The sequence below is a fragment of the Paenibacillus cellulosilyticus genome, assembly GCF_003182255.1.
GTDB classification, from domain to species: domain Bacteria; phylum Bacillota; class Bacilli; order Paenibacillales; family Paenibacillaceae; genus Paenibacillus_T; species Paenibacillus_T cellulosilyticus.
The window spans coordinates 147,947-165,632 of the sequence record NZ_QGTQ01000012.1 but is presented as its reverse complement, the minus strand read 5'-3'; the positions used below and the strand labels follow the sequence as shown (position 1 = coordinate 165,632).

Genomic DNA, 17,686 nt, shown 5'->3' with positions numbered 1-17,686 from the left:
AAAACCGAGTGCGTCCTTGAGAATCTCATTCGCTCTACGCAACTCGCCTATTTCTCTTTCTAGTTCGATTTCACGCGCTGTCTTATCAGCAGATGAATAAGCGCGGCCGCTCCCTATGTGCGCTCCGTCGCCGTGTAGGGTTCTACGCCTTCTCCATTCTTGCAACGTATAGTAGGCCACGCCTAATTGCTCGGCGGCTTTCTTTGGTCCAATCTCATCACTCAATCTTACTGCTTCTTCTTTGAATACTTTGTCGTACCGTTTCATTGTCTCCCGTCCCCTCGTCAGCTTTCATTTTATTTCATACGAGGGTGTTTTTCGACTGCATTTTTATCGTAGCACTCCATACCTAGCTGGCCACAAATTCAATATAAATGAAAAGTGGTGAAGCAGACTCTACCTGATATGAAATGTAGCGGATTGGTGTGAAATCATATGAATAAAAAAGTACGGATCATAATATTCATTGTTGCTTTAATTGTATGTCTATTACCGTTGTCCTTGTTAATAGCAGGTGTGGGGAAAGAAGGGGAAACCTAAATACTGGATGCAACAGGGCGTCTCATTTTACTGGATTTTCGCTAGATAACAATAAGTGAAACAGCGGAAGTCCAGGACTTATAAAGTCCTAAACTGCCGCTGCACTGAGCCATTCAACGATCGTTAAAAGTCCGAATAAGCTGCTGCATTAAAGCTTTCCGGACCGACCCGTGACGGCAGCGTGCTGCTGGAGCTAATGAATGCGGAATACGTAAGCTGGTTGTTAAGAGGAGCCGGGACGTTGTAATCCGATCCTGTAGCGGACATAGGAATAATAAGAGGCCCGGCTCCCGGTGCTGTTGCCGGTACGGTTAGATTAGCCGAGTACACTACGGGATCCGATATCAAGGTTCCTCTTACAACATGGAATAAGATAGGCATATTTGTTGCGACGGTGCCTGGAAACGAAATGGTCGCAGTTACAGTAAATTGAACACGTATAATTCCGCCTGGATTTACGCATTCCAACCCCACCTGTCCAAATAATACAGGAACAAGTGTGATCGGCGTACTGATCGATTGTTGTAGACTGGCATTTTGCGATGTTCTGACATCTAGTAATCTTGGCATTAAAATCACTTCCTTACTTTCAAGCTACTCTATTATATGAAGCCTAGTGGGACAAGGTGCGCTGCTGATCGCCCGAGAATGCCCTAAGAAGCAAATGTTATAGAGTCATACTTAAACGTGAAGCAGAACTTCGCTCCCACATGCTTCATTACCAAAAGGATATTCATTAGTTACATTCAAGTCAGGGGATGAAGTAGCGTGGGCAGAAATTGAAGCTTCTGTCTTGGAATTTGATACGAAGGATGTTGCATTGGAAAATTGCTACATTTACAGCTTGGTGGAATTATACGGGAATTCGTCGATGTCCATTTGTTCATTGGGTTGCAGTGAAACCACATTTTCAAGGACAGGGAATTGGTAAAGCGATCATTGCTGCAGGCGTGAGACATATGATCGATTTAGAAGTTGATACTTTCCTGGTGGATACAATTCGGTTATAAACTGCGTTGCGCGTGCGCGTAAGAGGGAAACGGGAATGTTATAAAGTTCTTGTCATTTACTTAAAATCATTTGAGAAACTGCTTTTTAAGAAAACCTTAGCTAAACACAAACATTGCATTAAAAGATTCACTGGCTTACATTTAACGTGGCAACTGGCAAGAAATTCATATGAGGCATGGCTTAACGTTGCAAGAGAGCATGCAGCGCAAGCAATACGGCCAATTACAAAGTACGATGATGTAGGATGACAAGAACTTATATCGTTAGCCGAAAAGGGACAAGAACTTATATCGTTAACCGACGACAACATAGGCTTCGTAAATAATTGTCCTTGGAACTTCATGCAGGCACCAAGGTCAAATACCGTACGGACGTTCAAAGCCTTATTTTACTTAAATTTCGTATATAAGGAGTTAACTTTCTAAACGCTTCAGCCATTTCGTCTACAGATTTAAAACGAATATTGATCTCAGGATTTGTGGCAGTTTCAAAAAAACGGAAAATCATCTCATCCTTTATAGCAGAAAGTTCTTTTTTTCCAGTAAGGATATAGCAGATGATGAACGCAAGAGCAAATACTTCATGTCGTACTTCGTATTTTTCAAACCCGATTACTCTCAAGTTAGAATCGTTCAATGAACCTTTAAACTCTGTTCCTGGACGAGTCAATCGAATATGTGGGTGTTTGGCTAAGCCAAAATCGGCAACCTTCAAAAAGACACTGTCATCATCAAAGGACTTGATAAGAATATTGGTGTAAGAAATATCACGATGTAAGAAGCCTTTAGCGTGGATGTAGGAGAAGGCCCGAAACAGCTGTGTTATAAGTCGAATTCGTTCTTGCATAAATAACCGATCATTCCATATAAAGATGTATTTGTCGAGCGTATGAGAAGCTAATTCCATTGTGTACGAATTATTTGTATCGTCGTACTCATACGCCTTGATAATGAAAGGAGAGTCAAGTTGTTTCAAGTCATCAAATTCATTTCGAAATCGTATGAGTTCTTTAGAAGTTAGGTTACTTAGTGCTCGTTTATGAGCGACCCATAGGTCATAACACTCATCTCTATATTTAAATACATGAGCATATGAACCTTCTCCGACCAAAATCAACGGATACGCCTTCAAAGGATTGTTTGGTACTGAAACCGATTGTTTTATATAGAAAATATTTCTATGGTCAATCAGCTCGATCTCTTCCAGATCATCCGGGATAGGGCTGCCGTTGGTTGGTCGTAGAAATGATTTACATTTCTTTAATAGCTCATCATAGGTTGAGTCCAGATCAAACTCAAATTCCGTCTTTTTTAATGTTGACTTTAGTGAAACAATCATTTGAATAATAGCTGATAGCCTACGGCTTTCTTCTGCATTATAATGGCCATTTCCTTTGAATTTTGCAAATAGATGTCGTAAAAGTTGGTTCACCTCATAATGTAACGCGGAGAATAACCATTGCTGATCCTGATGGGGGAACGAGGCATAATAATCTTCATATATCCTGAGATTATCAGGTCCAAATGTATCTTTGACATCACGCAGCTTACGTTTCATCAGAACAACACTATCGTTATGAGCATGAATAGAACTCACAGATTATTCAACTCCTTAGGGCTGTTATAATTCAGGATATATATTTTTCTATTCTATCACAACAATCTACAGAAAATGGGAATGATTAAATCATATCTAGATACGCTCTCCTGATAGGCTTCTTGAAGCATTGACCTAGTATGCAAACCCGTCGGTACCGAGGGCGCTTGCTTATATTCAAACAAAAGGTAACCAGCACCATAAAGTCATCCAATAAAACCCACATAGATAGACAATGATGTGCTAAAATTATCCAAGTGTACATCGCTATTAACCATGAATGGAGATAACCTGACATGACTAACTATGACTTCACTTCGCTGTCAAGTTTTGACTTCGAGGTATTGGTCAGAGATATATTACAGAAGGAACTATCTTATATCACTTTGGAAAGTTTCAAAAGTGGTAGAGATGAGGGAATTGATCTTAGGTACAGTAAAGATAGAAAAAATGAGATTATAGTACAATGCAAACATTATGCGAATTCAAAGTTTTCAGACTTAATAAATTCTTTAAAAAACGAATTACCCAAAATACAAAAATTAAAACCAAAAAGGTATTTAATTGTAACATCATTAGGATTAACACCTGCTAATAAAACTACAATTATCAATTTATGTAACCCTTATATCCAAGATACGGGCGATATCATAGGTGGTACAGATCTAAATAACTTACTAGGGAAGTTTCCTGAAATAGAAAAAAAACACTTCAAGTTATGGTTATCAAGTGAAGCAGTTTTAAGTAGGGTACTACATAACGATATCTACAATATCACTAACATCGGCATTGATAATATAAAAGATAAAATTAAATACTATGTTCAAAATCAAAGTTTTTCAAATGCTAAGAGAATTCTGGATGACAGTAATTACTGTATCATCGCAGGATCTCCTGGAATAGGAAAAACAACATTAGCTGAGATGTTGATTCTAGACTACTTGGCACATGGATATGGAGCTTTTAAAATTTCTAGTATAAATGATGCTCTAAAAGTGTATAATCCAGCAATTAAACAAGTTTTTTATTTCGATGATTTTTTGGGTCAGACTAGTCTTGAACAGAAACTAAATATTAATGATGATGAAATTCTAATCTCCTTTATTACTAGGATTAGAAGAACAAAGAACACAAAGTTCATTTTAACTACGAGAGAATATATATTAAATCAAGCAAAGATGACATATGAGAAACTATCACATTCTGATTTCGACCATAATAAATGCATAATCAATCTATCTGATTATACTTCTTTTAATAAAGCTGAAATTCTATACAATCACTTATATTTTTCTGGTATGCCAAAAATGAATATTGAAAAAATCATTGAAAATAAAAACTACTTAAGAATAATTACGCATCCAAATTACAGCCCTCGAATTATCGAGTGGATGACCAAACTAAACACTACTGAGGACACAAAGTATGTTAGTACATTTTTAGGCCATCTAGATAACCCCTCCAAACTATGGGAACATGCTTTTGAATATCAAATTACAGAAGATGCACAAAGAATATTAATCGTATTAAGTACCCTGACTGATAGTGTATTAATTAATGATCTTGAAACAGCATTTAATGAATACAACAAAACTAATTCAAGGAATTCTAGTAATACTGAATTTAAAAAAGCATTACGTCAATTAGAAGGTAATTTTATCAACATAAGAAAAGTAAGCCATGAGTTCATAATCTCTTATAGCAACCCTTCAATCAGAGATTTTATTGAAAATTACTTAAATGACAATTTATACGAACTTAGGAAGCTGTGCCATTCACTTTATTTTTTTGATCAACACATATCACTATGGAATAACAAAAAATGCATTAACAAAATACATCAAAATTTATCTCAACAGTATATGAACTCTATACTAAAGCAATTTAACAACGACACTTTTAGATTACGAAATCTTGGAGTAGGAAATAATCACAAAAAAGAATCCTTAAAATTGATTGATAGGTTTGTTTTTATAATTTCGGCTGCAATTGGTTTTAACTATCCTCTTGATTGTCAGGACTTTATAGATATCGAAAATCAGTTATATAATGAAATCAGAACTACGAATTATACAGATAATTCAAAGTTACCACAGTTGCTTGAAAAACTTACTATAATTAATTTTCAAATAGGTATTTCTAAAGATAAATGGATAGATGCTGTTAAAGATTTAGTATTTCGTGCTTTAGATGAGTTTGATACTTATGAACTCATAAATAAAATAGACAACATCATTCCCGATTTTCTAGACTCTAATGAAATTCAAATATTAAGAAATAAGTTTAATGATGTTATTGATTCCGAACATAGATATTATCTGGATCAGGTAAATGAAAAGGATTATATTGAGGGCTTTTGTTCGACTCTAGAAGAGGTTTCTAGCTTTCTTAATGTAGATTCACAAGTAATAATGGACTCGTTATCTCGCAAAGTTCAACAAATGGATGAGAGCTCTCAAGAATTTGATGGGTCTGATTTCGAGTATGATTACTGGAAAGAATCTAGATATGATAAAGAAAGTACAACATCAATCGAATCCCTTTTTGATTCATTAAAATAATTCAGCATAATTAAATATAGGGAATTACTTGAAAGTATTTAATGACAGAATTCATCAACGTATAACAAAAAGAAGCGCGCGATAGATCGCAAGCTTCTTTTTGTTTGTTGACCTTAGATATTCTATTTGCAATCGGAAGGGCCGGGGGAGGTGGTACTCACTTGGCTTTGTGTGTGCTGCAGTAATCGTCGTCCGTTCCCTTTGGCGCCCGGATCGTGGTGCAAACTGGCCAAAGGCATTAAGCTCCCTCGAAATGATTCGGTTTCCTCACTCAGACTCATGAATTCGCAGGATTTCATCCTGTAGTTAAAGTGAAGAAGATGATGATGAAGGAGCCAGTAGCTGGGAGATAGAGAATTGGGTATGCGGAAATAAAGGTGTATAAGGATCACCCATAATGTTCCATTATACGCACGTCTCCACTTCGCCCTAGCGATTCTCACTCCCATGTCTCAACGGGTCTTAGCCCTTTCATTCCTTCGTCACATCTAACTACGGGGTGGAGGTCGGTCTTTCTAACGGAACGGGTCCGAGCCCTTTTGCGCAATGTCTCCCGATACTCCGTGCTTCTTGTCATCCTGCGAATACTTGAGCTGGTGAGGATCGTTAGGTTTTATGCTGCTTGCGGGAATACCCTGATTGGCTCGTATGATGAATTGTTCTTTGCCAGAGCTACGAGCATTCGTGCTACTTTACCGATTAATTTCATTATGGATTTCATCTTCTTTAGCTTTTTTTCCTCCACATTGTAACGGTGTTCCGCTCGGATTTCTGGGTTTGTCATCACCATACTCATCGTCATGAGATAAAGAAAGTGACGTAAACGAGGTCGGCCTCGTTTGCTGAGAACCATCTTTCCTCGCCATTTCCCTGAACTAGCCTCAGCTAGATTTAATCCAGCATGGCGAAGCAAAGCATTTCCGTGCGCATATCCGCTTAGATCACCAGCTTCGCCGAGTACACCCGCTAAATTTGTGACATAGACGCCTCGTATTTCAAGCAGCTGCTGTGCATATGGAATATGCTCAAGAATGAGATGAAGCTTGTAAGCATGGAGTGCTTGAGTGGTGCCTACACTGGTTTTTGCTAGTGAAATGAGCAGTTCAGCGCGTTTCACACCAGCATGACGTTTCACATATTGCTTCCAACCGGCAAGAACTTGTTCCGTGTTTAAACGACTGATTTCTTTTGGTAAAGGGAAGAGTCTAAGTGTTGCGATTGCACTGGTGCAAGTAAGGATTTTAAAGACATGGCGAAGCTCAGGGAAGACAATATCTACCCAGCGATGGATCTGATTAACCGCAGCATTGAGGCGCTTGGTAACCGTCTCTCGGTTTGCCATAAGAATGCGCAGTTCCTCATAAGATTCGGGATGAAAACGAACAGGAGAGTAGTAGCCGTTTTTGACCATGTCTGCAATGACAAGTGCATCTTTATGGTCACTTTTAGACGGTGTATTATCTCGGTTTTCCTTGTTCTTTTTGACGAGATGAGGGTTAACCAGAACAGCCTCAATGCCTTGATCGAGAAGCCAATGTGCTAGGCTGAACCAGTAGTGGCCAGTAGATTCCATGCCGACTATGACGCTGCTAAGCTTGTAGGATTTAAGTAGATCTTGAATCCAACGTCCGAGCAGATTGAACCCTTCACGATGGTTACCGAACTCGAGAGGAGTTCCCAGAGCTATTCCGCGGAAACTGACAGCGCGGGCAACATGAACTTCTTGTGCGATATCTACGCCGATGACTAGGTGAGAAACGGTAATGTTTTCAATGAGTTGATTTTGCTTGTCTTGTGACTTAAACTTCATAGTAGAGCGACCTCCTGATGGGCTTTTTGAGGCTTTTGACCTCGTGTGCAACCCCATCTTACTGGAGGCGCTCGTTTTTGTTCAAACGCCAAATTATTCGTATTACAGGAATTCTAACGGGAGACGTTAGCACCACGACATGACGGCTGCCGGCCACGCGATCGGTTGCCGTTGTCCTTGAAGAAGTAACTGGGGCGGGGCGTATAAGCACATAGAGGTGATAAACCTTGAATATTGAAAAAGAAATAAGAAACTTAACTGTTGAAATAACGGAATTAACTGAAGCGGACAGAGCCACAGTAAAAGAACTTTTAGAGCACAATGAGTGGGGAGTAGCATTTGAACATCTTTGTGCTGCGATATTTGAATTGAGCGCGGTTATAGCTTACTTGTTCAATTCCCCGGCTGCGATCGTGAGAAGATCATTCATCAATTGAAGACTAACCCTCGTACGATCGTGCTTGGTTGTTCTAGCTTTTGGACCGGTGTCGATGTAGCAGGGGATGCATTGACGACAATCGTCATCGTGAAGTTGCCGTTCCCGATGCCAAACGAGCCTTTAATCAAAGCTCAGATCGATTTGATCGAGAAGGCAAAGCGTAACAGCTTCGTCGACTATATGTATCCGAAAATGATGATTAAGCTCAAGCAAGGGTTTGGTCGATTAAATCGGTCTGTTAAGTGCCAAGTAGCTGTCATCATCTTGGATAGCCGTATGCGGACGAAGAGATACGGTAAGGCCGTATTAAAAAGCTTGCCTAAATGTAAGTACAGTGAAAAACTTGAGGACATTGTTCGAATTTTACCAGTTTAGTGGGGAGTGGAATACATATGATGGGTAAATCCCATTTAATCTTGGCTTAGCGGTTCTCTTGTATTTCTTCGGACAAGCCTTTGCACCTTGGAATATCGTCCTTGCTGGGCTCGTCGGGGTAGTGTCGTTTATGCCAAAGCGCTCACTTCGCAATATTGTGATGATTTTGATCGGCGTTGGCCTGATTGCATTCGGCCATACATTTATGCCTTGGAATATGATTGCGGGCAGCTTATTGATTATCTGTGCGCTGATGCCGCATCGAAGGCTGACACATTCGGTATATGCTGTGGTCGGCTGGACTGCACTGCTGTACTTAGCGACTCTGGACTACGGCAATACGATCTGGATTGCAGGTGTACTCTCGTACTTGCTTAATCTATTAGCGGACACTCTTACAAACCGCGGAATCCGCCCGATCCCGCCACTGGATTGGCGGCTTAAAATCAACCTCATGAGTACAGGCACGGCTACAGGCAAAATCGTTGAGAGTGGATTTATTCTGCTCACGTTTGCGATCGTTTTCTTCGTATTCTTTCGGCATATGCCAATCATGTAATCTCAATTCATAATAGGGGAGCTGATATAGATGGAACCTTATACGCCCCTCATCACGGCAATACTAACAGCTTTTACGACGTATATTCCGTTTTATATGAAGGACGTAATTCAGAGCAAGAAGAAGAATAAGCAAGCACTGACAAAAGAACGGCTTGAGAAATGTTATACACCGTTGTACTTGCGACTTCGTAGTTTGACTGATATGCAGCCCGGCAATGTACGAGAGTGGCTCGAGCCTATCCTTGCAGGTCATGGTTACCTTATCAGCGAAGCATTGATGAATCTATATGTTCAAGTTGCAAATACAAAGGATCGTATGATGCTCATTTCAAAAGAGATCGATGAATCGAATCAAACCTATGAACAAGCTATTCAGAAATTGAATGATAATAAACGACCCGCTTATCCTGCAACTCTTGTTTGTCACTCTTTATCGTATATTGCCGATGTGCTATACTTGCATCATTACATCGATTTAACTAATCTTCGCCGTCCATTTTCGGCAGAAGAACGAGAAGTACGGTATTTTACCGTCATTAAGTATCTAGTACGTTATAGACCAGGAGAACAGAAGTGTGCCTATTTCGGTGCGCTTTTTTTGTGCTTCTGGTCTTTTTTGCGTACCAAAACAAGGAGGAATTCGAATGAAACTTGATCTATCTCTGTTTAAAGAGAACCTGCCGGCACGTGAGGAGTACTTGCAATCTTACACTCCTGGTTTATTCCGTGCGATCGAAGCCGCACATACGATCACAACTAGTGCGAACGTCGATTGGGACAGTTTCACTGTGTCAGAAGCTAAAGCAGCTTTAGACATGGCTATGAACTATCTGGATACAGAGACACTCGATGAGAATGACGACGTTGCTAATAATGGAAATGCAATACATGAATTCCTTCATAGCAACTATTTCGTCAACGCATTTCGTCATCTAGTGCCAGAAAAAGAGACAGATGAAATTACCTTTATTTAAGGGGTGAGGAAATTGGAAATATCTTATATTTGGCCCGAGCAGATGGGAGAATTCCAAGCTTCTTACGATGCATTTGTTCTCGTTAAGATCGCGCATGATGCAGGTGCAGATGTGATATCCACGCCTATTGACTACTCATGCGACAATTTTGGAGATCAATGCTCTGTATTCTCGGAATGTCTACAACGAATATTCCCACACACCCAGGTGGTCCAAGAAGGAGAGAACGAGTATGGTGAAAGTGAGATCTTTTGAAAAATTCCACTCCCCACACTTAAACCATTCTTCGCGCTTTTAACTGAATCGGAGCGGAATCTGTATATTAATCGGTTTAATAACTCTCTCGAAACTTCAGATGATTACTTTTGTGAGTTTCGTTCTGAAGGAATGATGGCAGGAAACTGTTTCTACCTCACTATCATAGGTGGATATGGTTTATATTCGTCTATTCTTGAGAAGGTAGTGGAAATTCGTAAAACCGTTACTCGCGTTATATGTGAGAAACAAGAAAAACTGGTCGATAATCTGCGCAAGATCCTTGTGTCCAAATTGATTTATGAGCAAATTGGAACAGTGGTTGATGATCTCTTCGAAATATCCTTCAGTGAGTTACTAACAAGGATTGTTGAAAAGCACAACATCCCCTTATCGCTACATCATGAAGGATCGACAATCGTCTTTGATGAGATATTAACCAGCTTAAATTGCGCGATCACAAAGCCGGGAAAGCAATCGCCGGCCTAGGCCGCTTAGCCGCGCTGGATTTGCTGGTGTATGGGCTCTGTACTGTAATTTTTAATGATCAGACTATTGAATAAAATAATACCTCAACAGGCTTTTTATAATATATTTTCCACTCAAATAAGTTTTTTTAAACAATAGGTAGTAGTACAGTTGTATCCTTTGTTTTTTTTGACAATTCGTCAAGGAATGTTAAGATAGCATCTTTTTCGGATAGTTCAATGTTTTTATATATTTCATCTACTTTCTTGAGTATGCGTTTATCGGCTGTGAGATTATATTTTAGAACATAATTCCTAGCTTTCATGCAATTCGTACTAATATCATCAAACATCTGCAACAGTCCATTGTGATCTCTTATGCCAAACTCTTCTACGAAGCAAGCAAATAACGTTTTTAACACTGCTTTATGATTGCACATTAAGTGATAACTTCTAATGTCTAATTTCCCGCCATGCTCCATGTTGTAGGCTATGGCCTTATGAAATTGCTTGTATGTATGATGTCCGTATAAAAAGCCTTCATGTTTATAATGAAAATCATAAACAAAGTTATGATGTGAATAAGAATATTGATTTGTTGTTGATGAATCATAATGAGTGATGAGTCCATAGTTTGATCGATCCGTTCCGGATATATAATCAACTAAAATATTATATATGTTAGTATAATCAAGCGTGAACCTGCTATCAGGCAGTACAACTATCTTTATCGCAGCCTTTAATTCAATATTCTCAGACGATCTTCGTGCCTTCACTAAATCTATAAAGTTGACCTTAAGCGTTAAATATTTACCTTGAACAAAATTATCTGCTACATAAAATTGTTTATTGCCAAGATCATAGCCAAAAATGATCGCTTGGTGGTTTCGTTGGAACTTATGAAATGCGTCGGACCCTTCAATATAGAAATGATTGAGATGAATAGTTATGTATGCACCCTTATTAATATATTCAATTATCGTATCGCATAAATTATCATTAAGGATTTCATTTGTTACATCCTCTTCCGACAAAAAGTTATGGTTACTATATTCTAAAAAATACTTTTTGTTGTCACAGTATTTTGTGCGACATCTGTAATAGTCGAAATAATCACCATCACAAAAATCAAGATAATTGTTGTCATTGGCATAAGCGATTCTTATAAACCTAGTTAAGATCCAAGACTTTAACTGATCATGCTTAGAAATGATAGCAACGATATTAGCTTGATTACTATACGTATCAATAATTGGTGTGTCATCAAAGTCCAGTACTTTCTTCATAATGGCCCCCGTTCTGTAACATACAGATTTTTAATTAATTGTATAAAAATATACATTAATTTATACCCCCATGTCCATCGGTGTCTTTCAGCAATAGTGGCTAACTCCTCAGTCATTATACCGAATTTATGATTTTCGCAAGAGGGGCAGTTATCGAGCGGGCCTGAAAGAAAACAAGTACGACGTTTTTTACAGTGCTCTAAAAATGGCTCTAGCAATGAAAATCCTCCTAAAGGGAGGATTGAATACTAGAAGAGAACGCATGGTCGTTCAATAGTCATTTATCTCGAGGTAAACTCCATCACAACAGATTCCGAACTGATAATTTAATTATAGTGTGCAAGATTGAAAAGTATTGGATTAGATATTGATTATAGTTTGTGACTTGGACGACTATTTTGACAACGTAATGCTGAACGCATATCTGTTATCGGATAAATTTCTAGGAAGACTACTTCCAGCCCTGACAGCCCATCAAAGGTGCAGACCCACCTCCACGGTTTTTGAGACTCTTAAGTCCCTCACTCCAACCTGTTTGAACTCACATGACCTCCCACGTAAAAATTTGAAAATGTAGTGAGCGGTTGGACTCTTGTGGAATTCAACTGTTCCATCCTCGGGATATTATTTAATTTACGAAGCATCAGTTCCAGCCATTACTTGCAGTAATGTCGTAACAATATTTTAAAAGAGAATGTGCTCCGCATTTTTTTGGTATAGTACCCCATCAAGAGTATGGTTCTATCTTGGTGATCAGCAAGCAATTCTTGAGTATACCTTTTTCTTTATGTTCTGAGAAGACTCCGATTCCTACTACACAACTACTCTAAATAATCTGGTGACCGAGCTCATTCGGTCTCTGAAATGGTTAAAAAATGGTTAATAGTTACTATATGTTCTTTACATTAATAGATATATAAGGATATAATGACTTGGTGTCCAAAATATTGAAATCAAAAGCGTCGATTTTTAAATATGTGTTGTTATGTTGTAGGTGTCTTATCATTATCAATATTATCAAAATATTCAGTTTTAAATTGATATGTTGATATATCAAAGTGAAGGTAGTTTCTGCTTATGTTTCTGCAATTTCGATATCTTTTTTGACTAGTAAGGAGGATTTAATCTGTATGAGAAATGCAGCAACTTCTATACCACAATTATTCGAAGAGATCGTATCATGCCAGCCTCATAGCACAGCAGTACTATTCGACAAGAACTCAATGACCTATCAGGAATTAAATGACGAAGCTGATAGAGTAGCGGACAAGCTTATCGATATCGGGGTCGGGCCGCAGCAAAGCATAGGGGTATTCATGGAGAGATCTCTTCAATTAATTTCATGTATACTCGGCATTTTTAAAAGCAGGTCAGTCTATGTTCCCATCTCTGTGGAGTATCCCGAAGAACGAATTAAATACATTTTAAAAGATGCTGGAATTAATGTAGTGATTACGCAAGAGAATTTGGCGCCTTTATTCAGGAATATAGGAGGAATCGTACTTCTAGATATTAACCAAATCTGTTCGTACAGCTCGTTATCCGACAGTTACAGTTCTCCAAGAATGTACGATGCTAATGACACAGCGTACATTTTATATACTTCGGGAACAACCGGTAACCCCAAAGGCGTACCTATTCAACATGCAGGCATTTGTAACCGGCTTGTATGGATGAAAGAAACATATAAATTGCAGCCTGATGAGGTTTTACTTCACAAGGCGCCGATTGGCTTTGATGTATCTGTGTGCGAGATTTTTTATCCTTTAACAAGTGGTGCGGTTGTGGCTGTTGCAAAACCGGATATTAATAAAAACATTCGCAAGCTGATATCGGAAATCAATGATCATCGTGTGACAATGGTTCATTTCATCCCGCCTTTGCTTGATCTGTTTTTGGATTTTCTTGATCCGGGAGATTGCGAATCGATCAGAATCATTGTGTGCGGCGGTGAAAAATGGTCGTTTTCTCTTGGCGAGAAAACATTAGAGAAACTTAACAAAGCGGAGCTATATAACGGTTATGGGCCCACGGAAGCATCTGTTGGTGTCGGCTTTTGGAAGTTTGATGGTACTTATCCGGACAGGTTCGTTCCTATTGGAAAACCTATTTCGAATACACGCTTCTATGTATTGGATAGTAAGCTCAATAAAGTTGGAGATGGGGAAATTGGTGAACTTTGTATATCGGGAGTGTGTCTTTCGAGCGGCTATATTAATAAACCGGACGCAACCAAAGATAAATTTGTATCTAATCCGCATAACCATGACAACATCCCTTCTTATGCAAGATTGTATCGGACAGGCGATCTGGTCCGTCAACTAAGAGACGGCAATATCGTATACGTTGGTCGGGCGGACGGGCAAGTGAAGCTTCGCGGCATGAGGCTGGAACTGGGTGAGATTGAGAATGCTCTGCTATCTAATGAAGCGATCACAGGTGCTGTCGTTCTGTATCATGAATGTAATGGAAAAACATTTTTATCTGGTCATGTGGTAGTATCCAAGTTAAGTTCTGATGTGAATGTTAATCAATTACAGGATTATCTCAGAGATAGACTTCCCGAATTCATGATTCCTGGCTCTATTACGATACATAACAGATTTCCTACGACATTAAATGGGAAAACCGATAAAGAACAGTTAAAGAGACTGGTTGAAAAATGACATCGATAATACAACATATTCATAGGCGTGATGTGAAGATATGGAACTATTATTTATGAATAGGTGGGGAAACTTTATGAATGTGCAAGACAATATTATTAGCATTAATCACTCCGTAACTCGCATTGTTAATGCTGTCATTCAATCAAATCGTGAAATAGGTCAGATTGATTCTTTGTTTGAACTGGGCTTAGATTCCATTCAATGTATGCGAATAATTATCGAATTGGAAAAAGAGTTTAATATAGAAATCGAAGATGATGATTTGCTTATTAAAAAATACGAAACGATTAGCAGCATCTCGGAATTAGTCAATAAATTAGTATCGAAAATATAGTACTAAGCTCACGAACTATACAGGATTTGGAGGATTCCGATTGCAATCCGTATTGCTTCCATTAAATACGCCCTTGTCTAAAGCTCATCCTCATAATGCATATCAACTGTCAATATTGGCATGCAAAGAAGAAACACGAACATGGATCTACATGAATTATATACACTTGGTGGCTGAGGCTAAAAACGAAAATCATCCCATTGCATTCTTTTTACCAGATAATTCGGGTTACAATTGGAACTGCGTGACGCCTTGGTTTGAGTATAACGTTTTAACAAGAGATTTTATCAGTGAATGCCGCTGGGATTTTAGCACTATCGTGAAAAAAGCGATTTTTAACAATAACTATATTTATCTCTACATCAATGAGAAATACATACCGGGAACCTATTGGCATTCTAAAGGCATAGATTATAGTCACAGTCTTCTATTGCACGGGTATAACGAATTAACGAATGAGGTTTCTTTTCTCATCTATGATGCCAGTAGAGCATTATCTGTAAGAAGTATCCCTATGAATGAGATGGAAAAGGCGTTTTATGACAATCAATATCGATGTGAAAGATACGAGAATCAGATATATCTCTTGAAGCTGCGTGAACAATTAGGTTATAAGCTAGGCTTTGATCTTAAGTATATGATTGAACAATTGGTTACTTATCGGGACGAGAAACCTGTTGTATTTAACGTGCTGGATCGCCATACCGACGATAGATACAGGTATGGTCTGGCTGTCTATGACAGTATGATCAATTATATGGACATGATCTGTCATGGGCTTGTTACCAATGCCCGGGAAGGCATAATAATCCCGATGCACTTACTCATGGAGCATAAGCACATTATGGTAGAACGTTTGAAATTTTTAGCCGAACACTACACTCATTTAGAAGTAAGTTCATTTATTGAGGAGTTTGAATATTTAAAAAAATCGTTTGAATCGTTAAGAAACAACGCGCTTAAATTCGAGTTGACAGGTAACCCCGTTATTATATCAAAGTTAATTGGGTGCATGGCTGAGTTGAAGGAAAATGAAAGGAGCTCGTTAACTAAGTTGATTAACTTCCTGGAGAGTAATTATACAGAAAGCGAGTGAAATAATACATTGATATTAACGAACGAACAAATCGAACATTTCATTGAAAAAGGTTGGGTAAAAATTATAGGGGCGATTCCAAGGGAAATAGCATTAAAAGCGCAACAACAGCTATGGCAAATAGCAGAGCAGAAATTCGGGATTACAGAGGATCGCCAAACCTGGGGGGAACCCTTGTACCAATTATCAGAAAATTATAGAGATGGAGTATTCAGTCAATGCAGTACACCGAAATTGATGGATTCAATCAAAGAATTGCTAGGGCATGGGCGTCTCGATGAAAGCTACGAGAAAAAGGGAATTCCATTCGGCTGGTGGCCGATAAACCTGAGCGCAGGCGCTACAGAGGAGTGGAATGTACCCGTTCATACATGGCATTGGGACGGAATTCACTTTCGCTCGCACGTCCATAATCCTGACCATGGACTATTAATGTTTGTGTTGTTTTCTGATATAGGGCCTAGAGGAGGCGGAGCCTTGCTGGCCGAGGGATCACACAAGCTAGTCATCCAATTTCTTCAGAATTATTTGGACGGTACAATTGAATACAAAGAAGATGCCTTAACTCTTATTGATAAGAGTAACCCCTGGTTGGCTGAATTAACGGGCAACTTTACACAGCAGCGCGCTTCTGAGAGAATAGGCAAGTTTATGGAGCAAGAGTATTTGGATGAATCGGGAGCTCGACTTAAAGTCGTCGAATGTGTTGGCGAGACAGGGGATGTATTCCTGATCAACCCATTTATTTACCGAACGGGCTCTCAGAATCATTCTGGCAAAGCACGCATAATGTGCAATTTTCCAGTTCCTCTCAAAGAAAAGATGAATCTCCATCGAGAAGATGACGCAGGCTATTCGTTATTAGAACAAAGTATTAGGCGGGCATTTCGAACATAAATTCGGATTTGCTCCATTGCTTTGTTCAATATTTTCAAGAGGGAAGTGTGCCATGCAAACGATAGATAATGTTCTAATGTTAACTCATAAGGACATGAACGATCATACCAAAGTTCCCGAATGGTTGGAAAATGAATATGAGACCTTCAGCAAAATGGTTTTGAATCCAAAATTTCCGTGCTACTTCGGGACACTTGCTGAAAAAAGAGGTGAAATCCGATATACGTACGTTGAAAACAACGACTATAGCAAATTACCTACTACCTTAGCTTCTTTTTTAAACCTATCACGTGAAAATCCAGATAAACGTCAAAATTTAACTGTTTTTTTTGAGCCGGAAACAAAAGAAAGGCCATTGGAGTTTTACAAAAACAAGATGTGGGAAGTTCTTCAATATCTTCATAAAAACGATTCGAGCCCTTGGCCGGAGCATGTGCCCTATGATCCGCAACACCGATCCTGGGAATTTTGTTTTAATGGAGAACCTGTATTTGTATTCTTAGGTTCACCGGCTTACCTTAAGAGACATAGCCGCAACTACGGGAATTCGCTCATTTTAATTTTTCAACCAACTAGGATTTTCAATGGATTTGAAAGTGATGCCCCCGAGGGAATTAAGGCACGGAGCATCATACGTTCTCGCTTGTTGGAATGGGATGCTAATGAAGTAGATATTCCTGCGGACAGCTCGAAACTGGGTGAAAAAAAGGATTATTATTGGAAACAGTATGTTATTCCTGATAATAATGAACCGACAAAGGGCGGCTGCCCATTTCATACGAAAGATAATGATTGAACATGCACATCGAGTATAG

Annotated in this window: 17 protein-coding genes; 12 read left to right on the top strand and 5 right to left on the bottom strand. The window is 38.9% G+C overall.

Going from position 1 to position 17,686, the window contains the following annotated elements:
• Together DFQ01_RS16630 and DFQ01_RS16625 are read right to left on the bottom strand one after the other, a co-directional pair.
• On the bottom strand, positions 1-267 hold a 267-nt coding region (locus tag DFQ01_RS16630), incomplete at its 3' end, for a transposase (protein ID WP_110045018.1).
• A gap of 396 nt (positions 268-663) precedes the next feature.
• Positions 664-1,110 (bottom strand): hypothetical protein, encoded by a 447-nt coding sequence (locus tag DFQ01_RS16625; RefSeq protein WP_110045017.1) that lies wholly within the window; start codon positions 1,108-1,110, stop codon positions 664-666.
• 242 nt (positions 1,111-1,352) lie between these two features.
• Between DFQ01_RS16625 and DFQ01_RS32205 the strand changes: the two genes are divergently transcribed.
• Positions 1,353-1,550 (top strand): GNAT family N-acetyltransferase, encoded by a 198-nt coding sequence (locus DFQ01_RS32205; RefSeq protein WP_217490335.1) that lies wholly within the window; start codon positions 1,353-1,355, stop codon positions 1,548-1,550.
• Between the two features lie 376 nt (positions 1,551-1,926).
• On the opposite strand, the gene DFQ01_RS16615 is transcribed toward DFQ01_RS32205, so the two are convergent.
• On the bottom strand, positions 1,927-3,147 hold the full coding sequence (locus tag DFQ01_RS16615) for a protein kinase family protein (RefSeq protein ID WP_110045016.1): 1,221 nt from the start codon (positions 3,145-3,147) through the stop codon (positions 1,927-1,929).
• A gap of 296 nt (positions 3,148-3,443) precedes the next feature.
• On the opposite strand from DFQ01_RS16615, the gene DFQ01_RS16610 reads away from it, so the two are divergent.
• On the top strand, positions 3,444-5,708 hold the full coding sequence (locus tag DFQ01_RS16610; protein ID WP_110045015.1) for an nSTAND3 domain-containing NTPase: 2,265 nt from the start codon (positions 3,444-3,446) through the stop codon (positions 5,706-5,708).
• Between the two features lie 613 nt (positions 5,709-6,321).
• On the opposite strand, the gene DFQ01_RS16605 is transcribed toward DFQ01_RS16610, so the two are convergent.
• The gene (locus DFQ01_RS16605) at positions 6,322-7,518 is read right to left on the bottom strand and encodes an IS110 family RNA-guided transposase (RefSeq protein WP_110045014.1); all 1,197 of its coding nucleotides are present in this window, start codon (positions 7,516-7,518) and stop codon (positions 6,322-6,324) included.
• A 227-nt stretch (positions 7,519-7,745) separates the two neighbouring features.
• Between DFQ01_RS16605 and DFQ01_RS16600 the strand changes: the two genes are divergently transcribed.
• The 5 genes from DFQ01_RS16600 (at position 7,746) to DFQ01_RS16580 (ending at position 9,867) form a co-directional block, all read left to right on the top strand.
• On the top strand, positions 7,746-7,955 hold the full coding sequence (locus DFQ01_RS16600) for a MafI family immunity protein (protein WP_110045013.1): 210 nt from the start codon (positions 7,746-7,748) through the stop codon (positions 7,953-7,955).
• Positions 7,952-8,332: a helicase C-terminal domain-containing protein gene (locus tag DFQ01_RS16595; protein WP_245946745.1), complete on the top strand. Its 381-nt coding sequence runs from the start codon at positions 7,952-7,954 to the stop codon at positions 8,330-8,332. The genes DFQ01_RS16600 and DFQ01_RS16595 overlap by 4 nt, the downstream gene beginning before the upstream one ends.
• 130 nt (positions 8,333-8,462) lie before the next feature.
• Positions 8,463-8,891 (top strand): metal-dependent hydrolase, encoded by a 429-nt coding sequence (locus DFQ01_RS16590; RefSeq protein ID WP_110045012.1) that lies wholly within the window; start codon positions 8,463-8,465, stop codon positions 8,889-8,891.
• Between the two features lie 30 nt (positions 8,892-8,921).
• Entirely contained in the window at positions 8,922-9,548 is a 627-nt protein-coding gene (locus DFQ01_RS16585) for a hypothetical protein (protein WP_110045011.1), read from the top strand.
• Entirely contained in the window at positions 9,538-9,867 is a 330-nt protein-coding gene (locus DFQ01_RS16580; protein ID WP_110045010.1) for a hypothetical protein, read from the top strand. The genes DFQ01_RS16585 and DFQ01_RS16580 overlap by 11 nt, the downstream gene beginning before the upstream one ends.
• Positions 9,868-10,738: 871 nt before the next feature.
• On the opposite strand, the gene DFQ01_RS16565 is transcribed toward DFQ01_RS16580, so the two are convergent.
• Positions 10,739-11,875 (bottom strand): hypothetical protein, encoded by a 1,137-nt coding sequence (locus DFQ01_RS16565; RefSeq protein ID WP_110045007.1) that lies wholly within the window; start codon positions 11,873-11,875, stop codon positions 10,739-10,741.
• Positions 11,876-13,005: 1,130 nt separating this feature from the next.
• On the opposite strand from DFQ01_RS16565, the gene DFQ01_RS16560 reads away from it, so the two are divergent.
• From DFQ01_RS16560 to DFQ01_RS16540, 5 genes are all read left to right on the top strand, one after another.
• The gene (locus DFQ01_RS16560; RefSeq protein ID WP_110045006.1) at positions 13,006-14,541 is read left to right on the top strand and encodes an amino acid adenylation domain-containing protein; all 1,536 of its coding nucleotides are present in this window, start codon (positions 13,006-13,008) and stop codon (positions 14,539-14,541) included.
• Between the two features lie 76 nt (positions 14,542-14,617).
• Positions 14,618-14,878, top strand: a complete 261-nt coding sequence (locus DFQ01_RS16555) for an acyl carrier protein (protein ID WP_174812664.1) — start codon at positions 14,618-14,620, stop codon at positions 14,876-14,878.
• 40 nt (positions 14,879-14,918) lie between these two features.
• Complete coding sequence (locus tag DFQ01_RS16550) at positions 14,919-15,974, top strand: hypothetical protein (RefSeq protein WP_110045004.1); 1,056 nt, start codon at positions 14,919-14,921, stop codon at positions 15,972-15,974.
• Between the two features lie 9 nt (positions 15,975-15,983).
• Positions 15,984-16,871, top strand: a complete 888-nt coding sequence (locus DFQ01_RS16545) for a phytanoyl-CoA dioxygenase family protein (RefSeq protein ID WP_110045003.1) — start codon at positions 15,984-15,986, stop codon at positions 16,869-16,871.
• 52 nt (positions 16,872-16,923) lie between these two features.
• Positions 16,924-17,667 carry a YqcI/YcgG family protein gene (locus DFQ01_RS16540; protein ID WP_110045002.1) on the top strand — a complete coding sequence of 248 codons (744 nt, stop codon included), beginning with the start codon at positions 16,924-16,926 and terminating at the stop codon, positions 17,665-17,667.
• Positions 17,668-17,686: the final 19 nt, after the last annotated feature.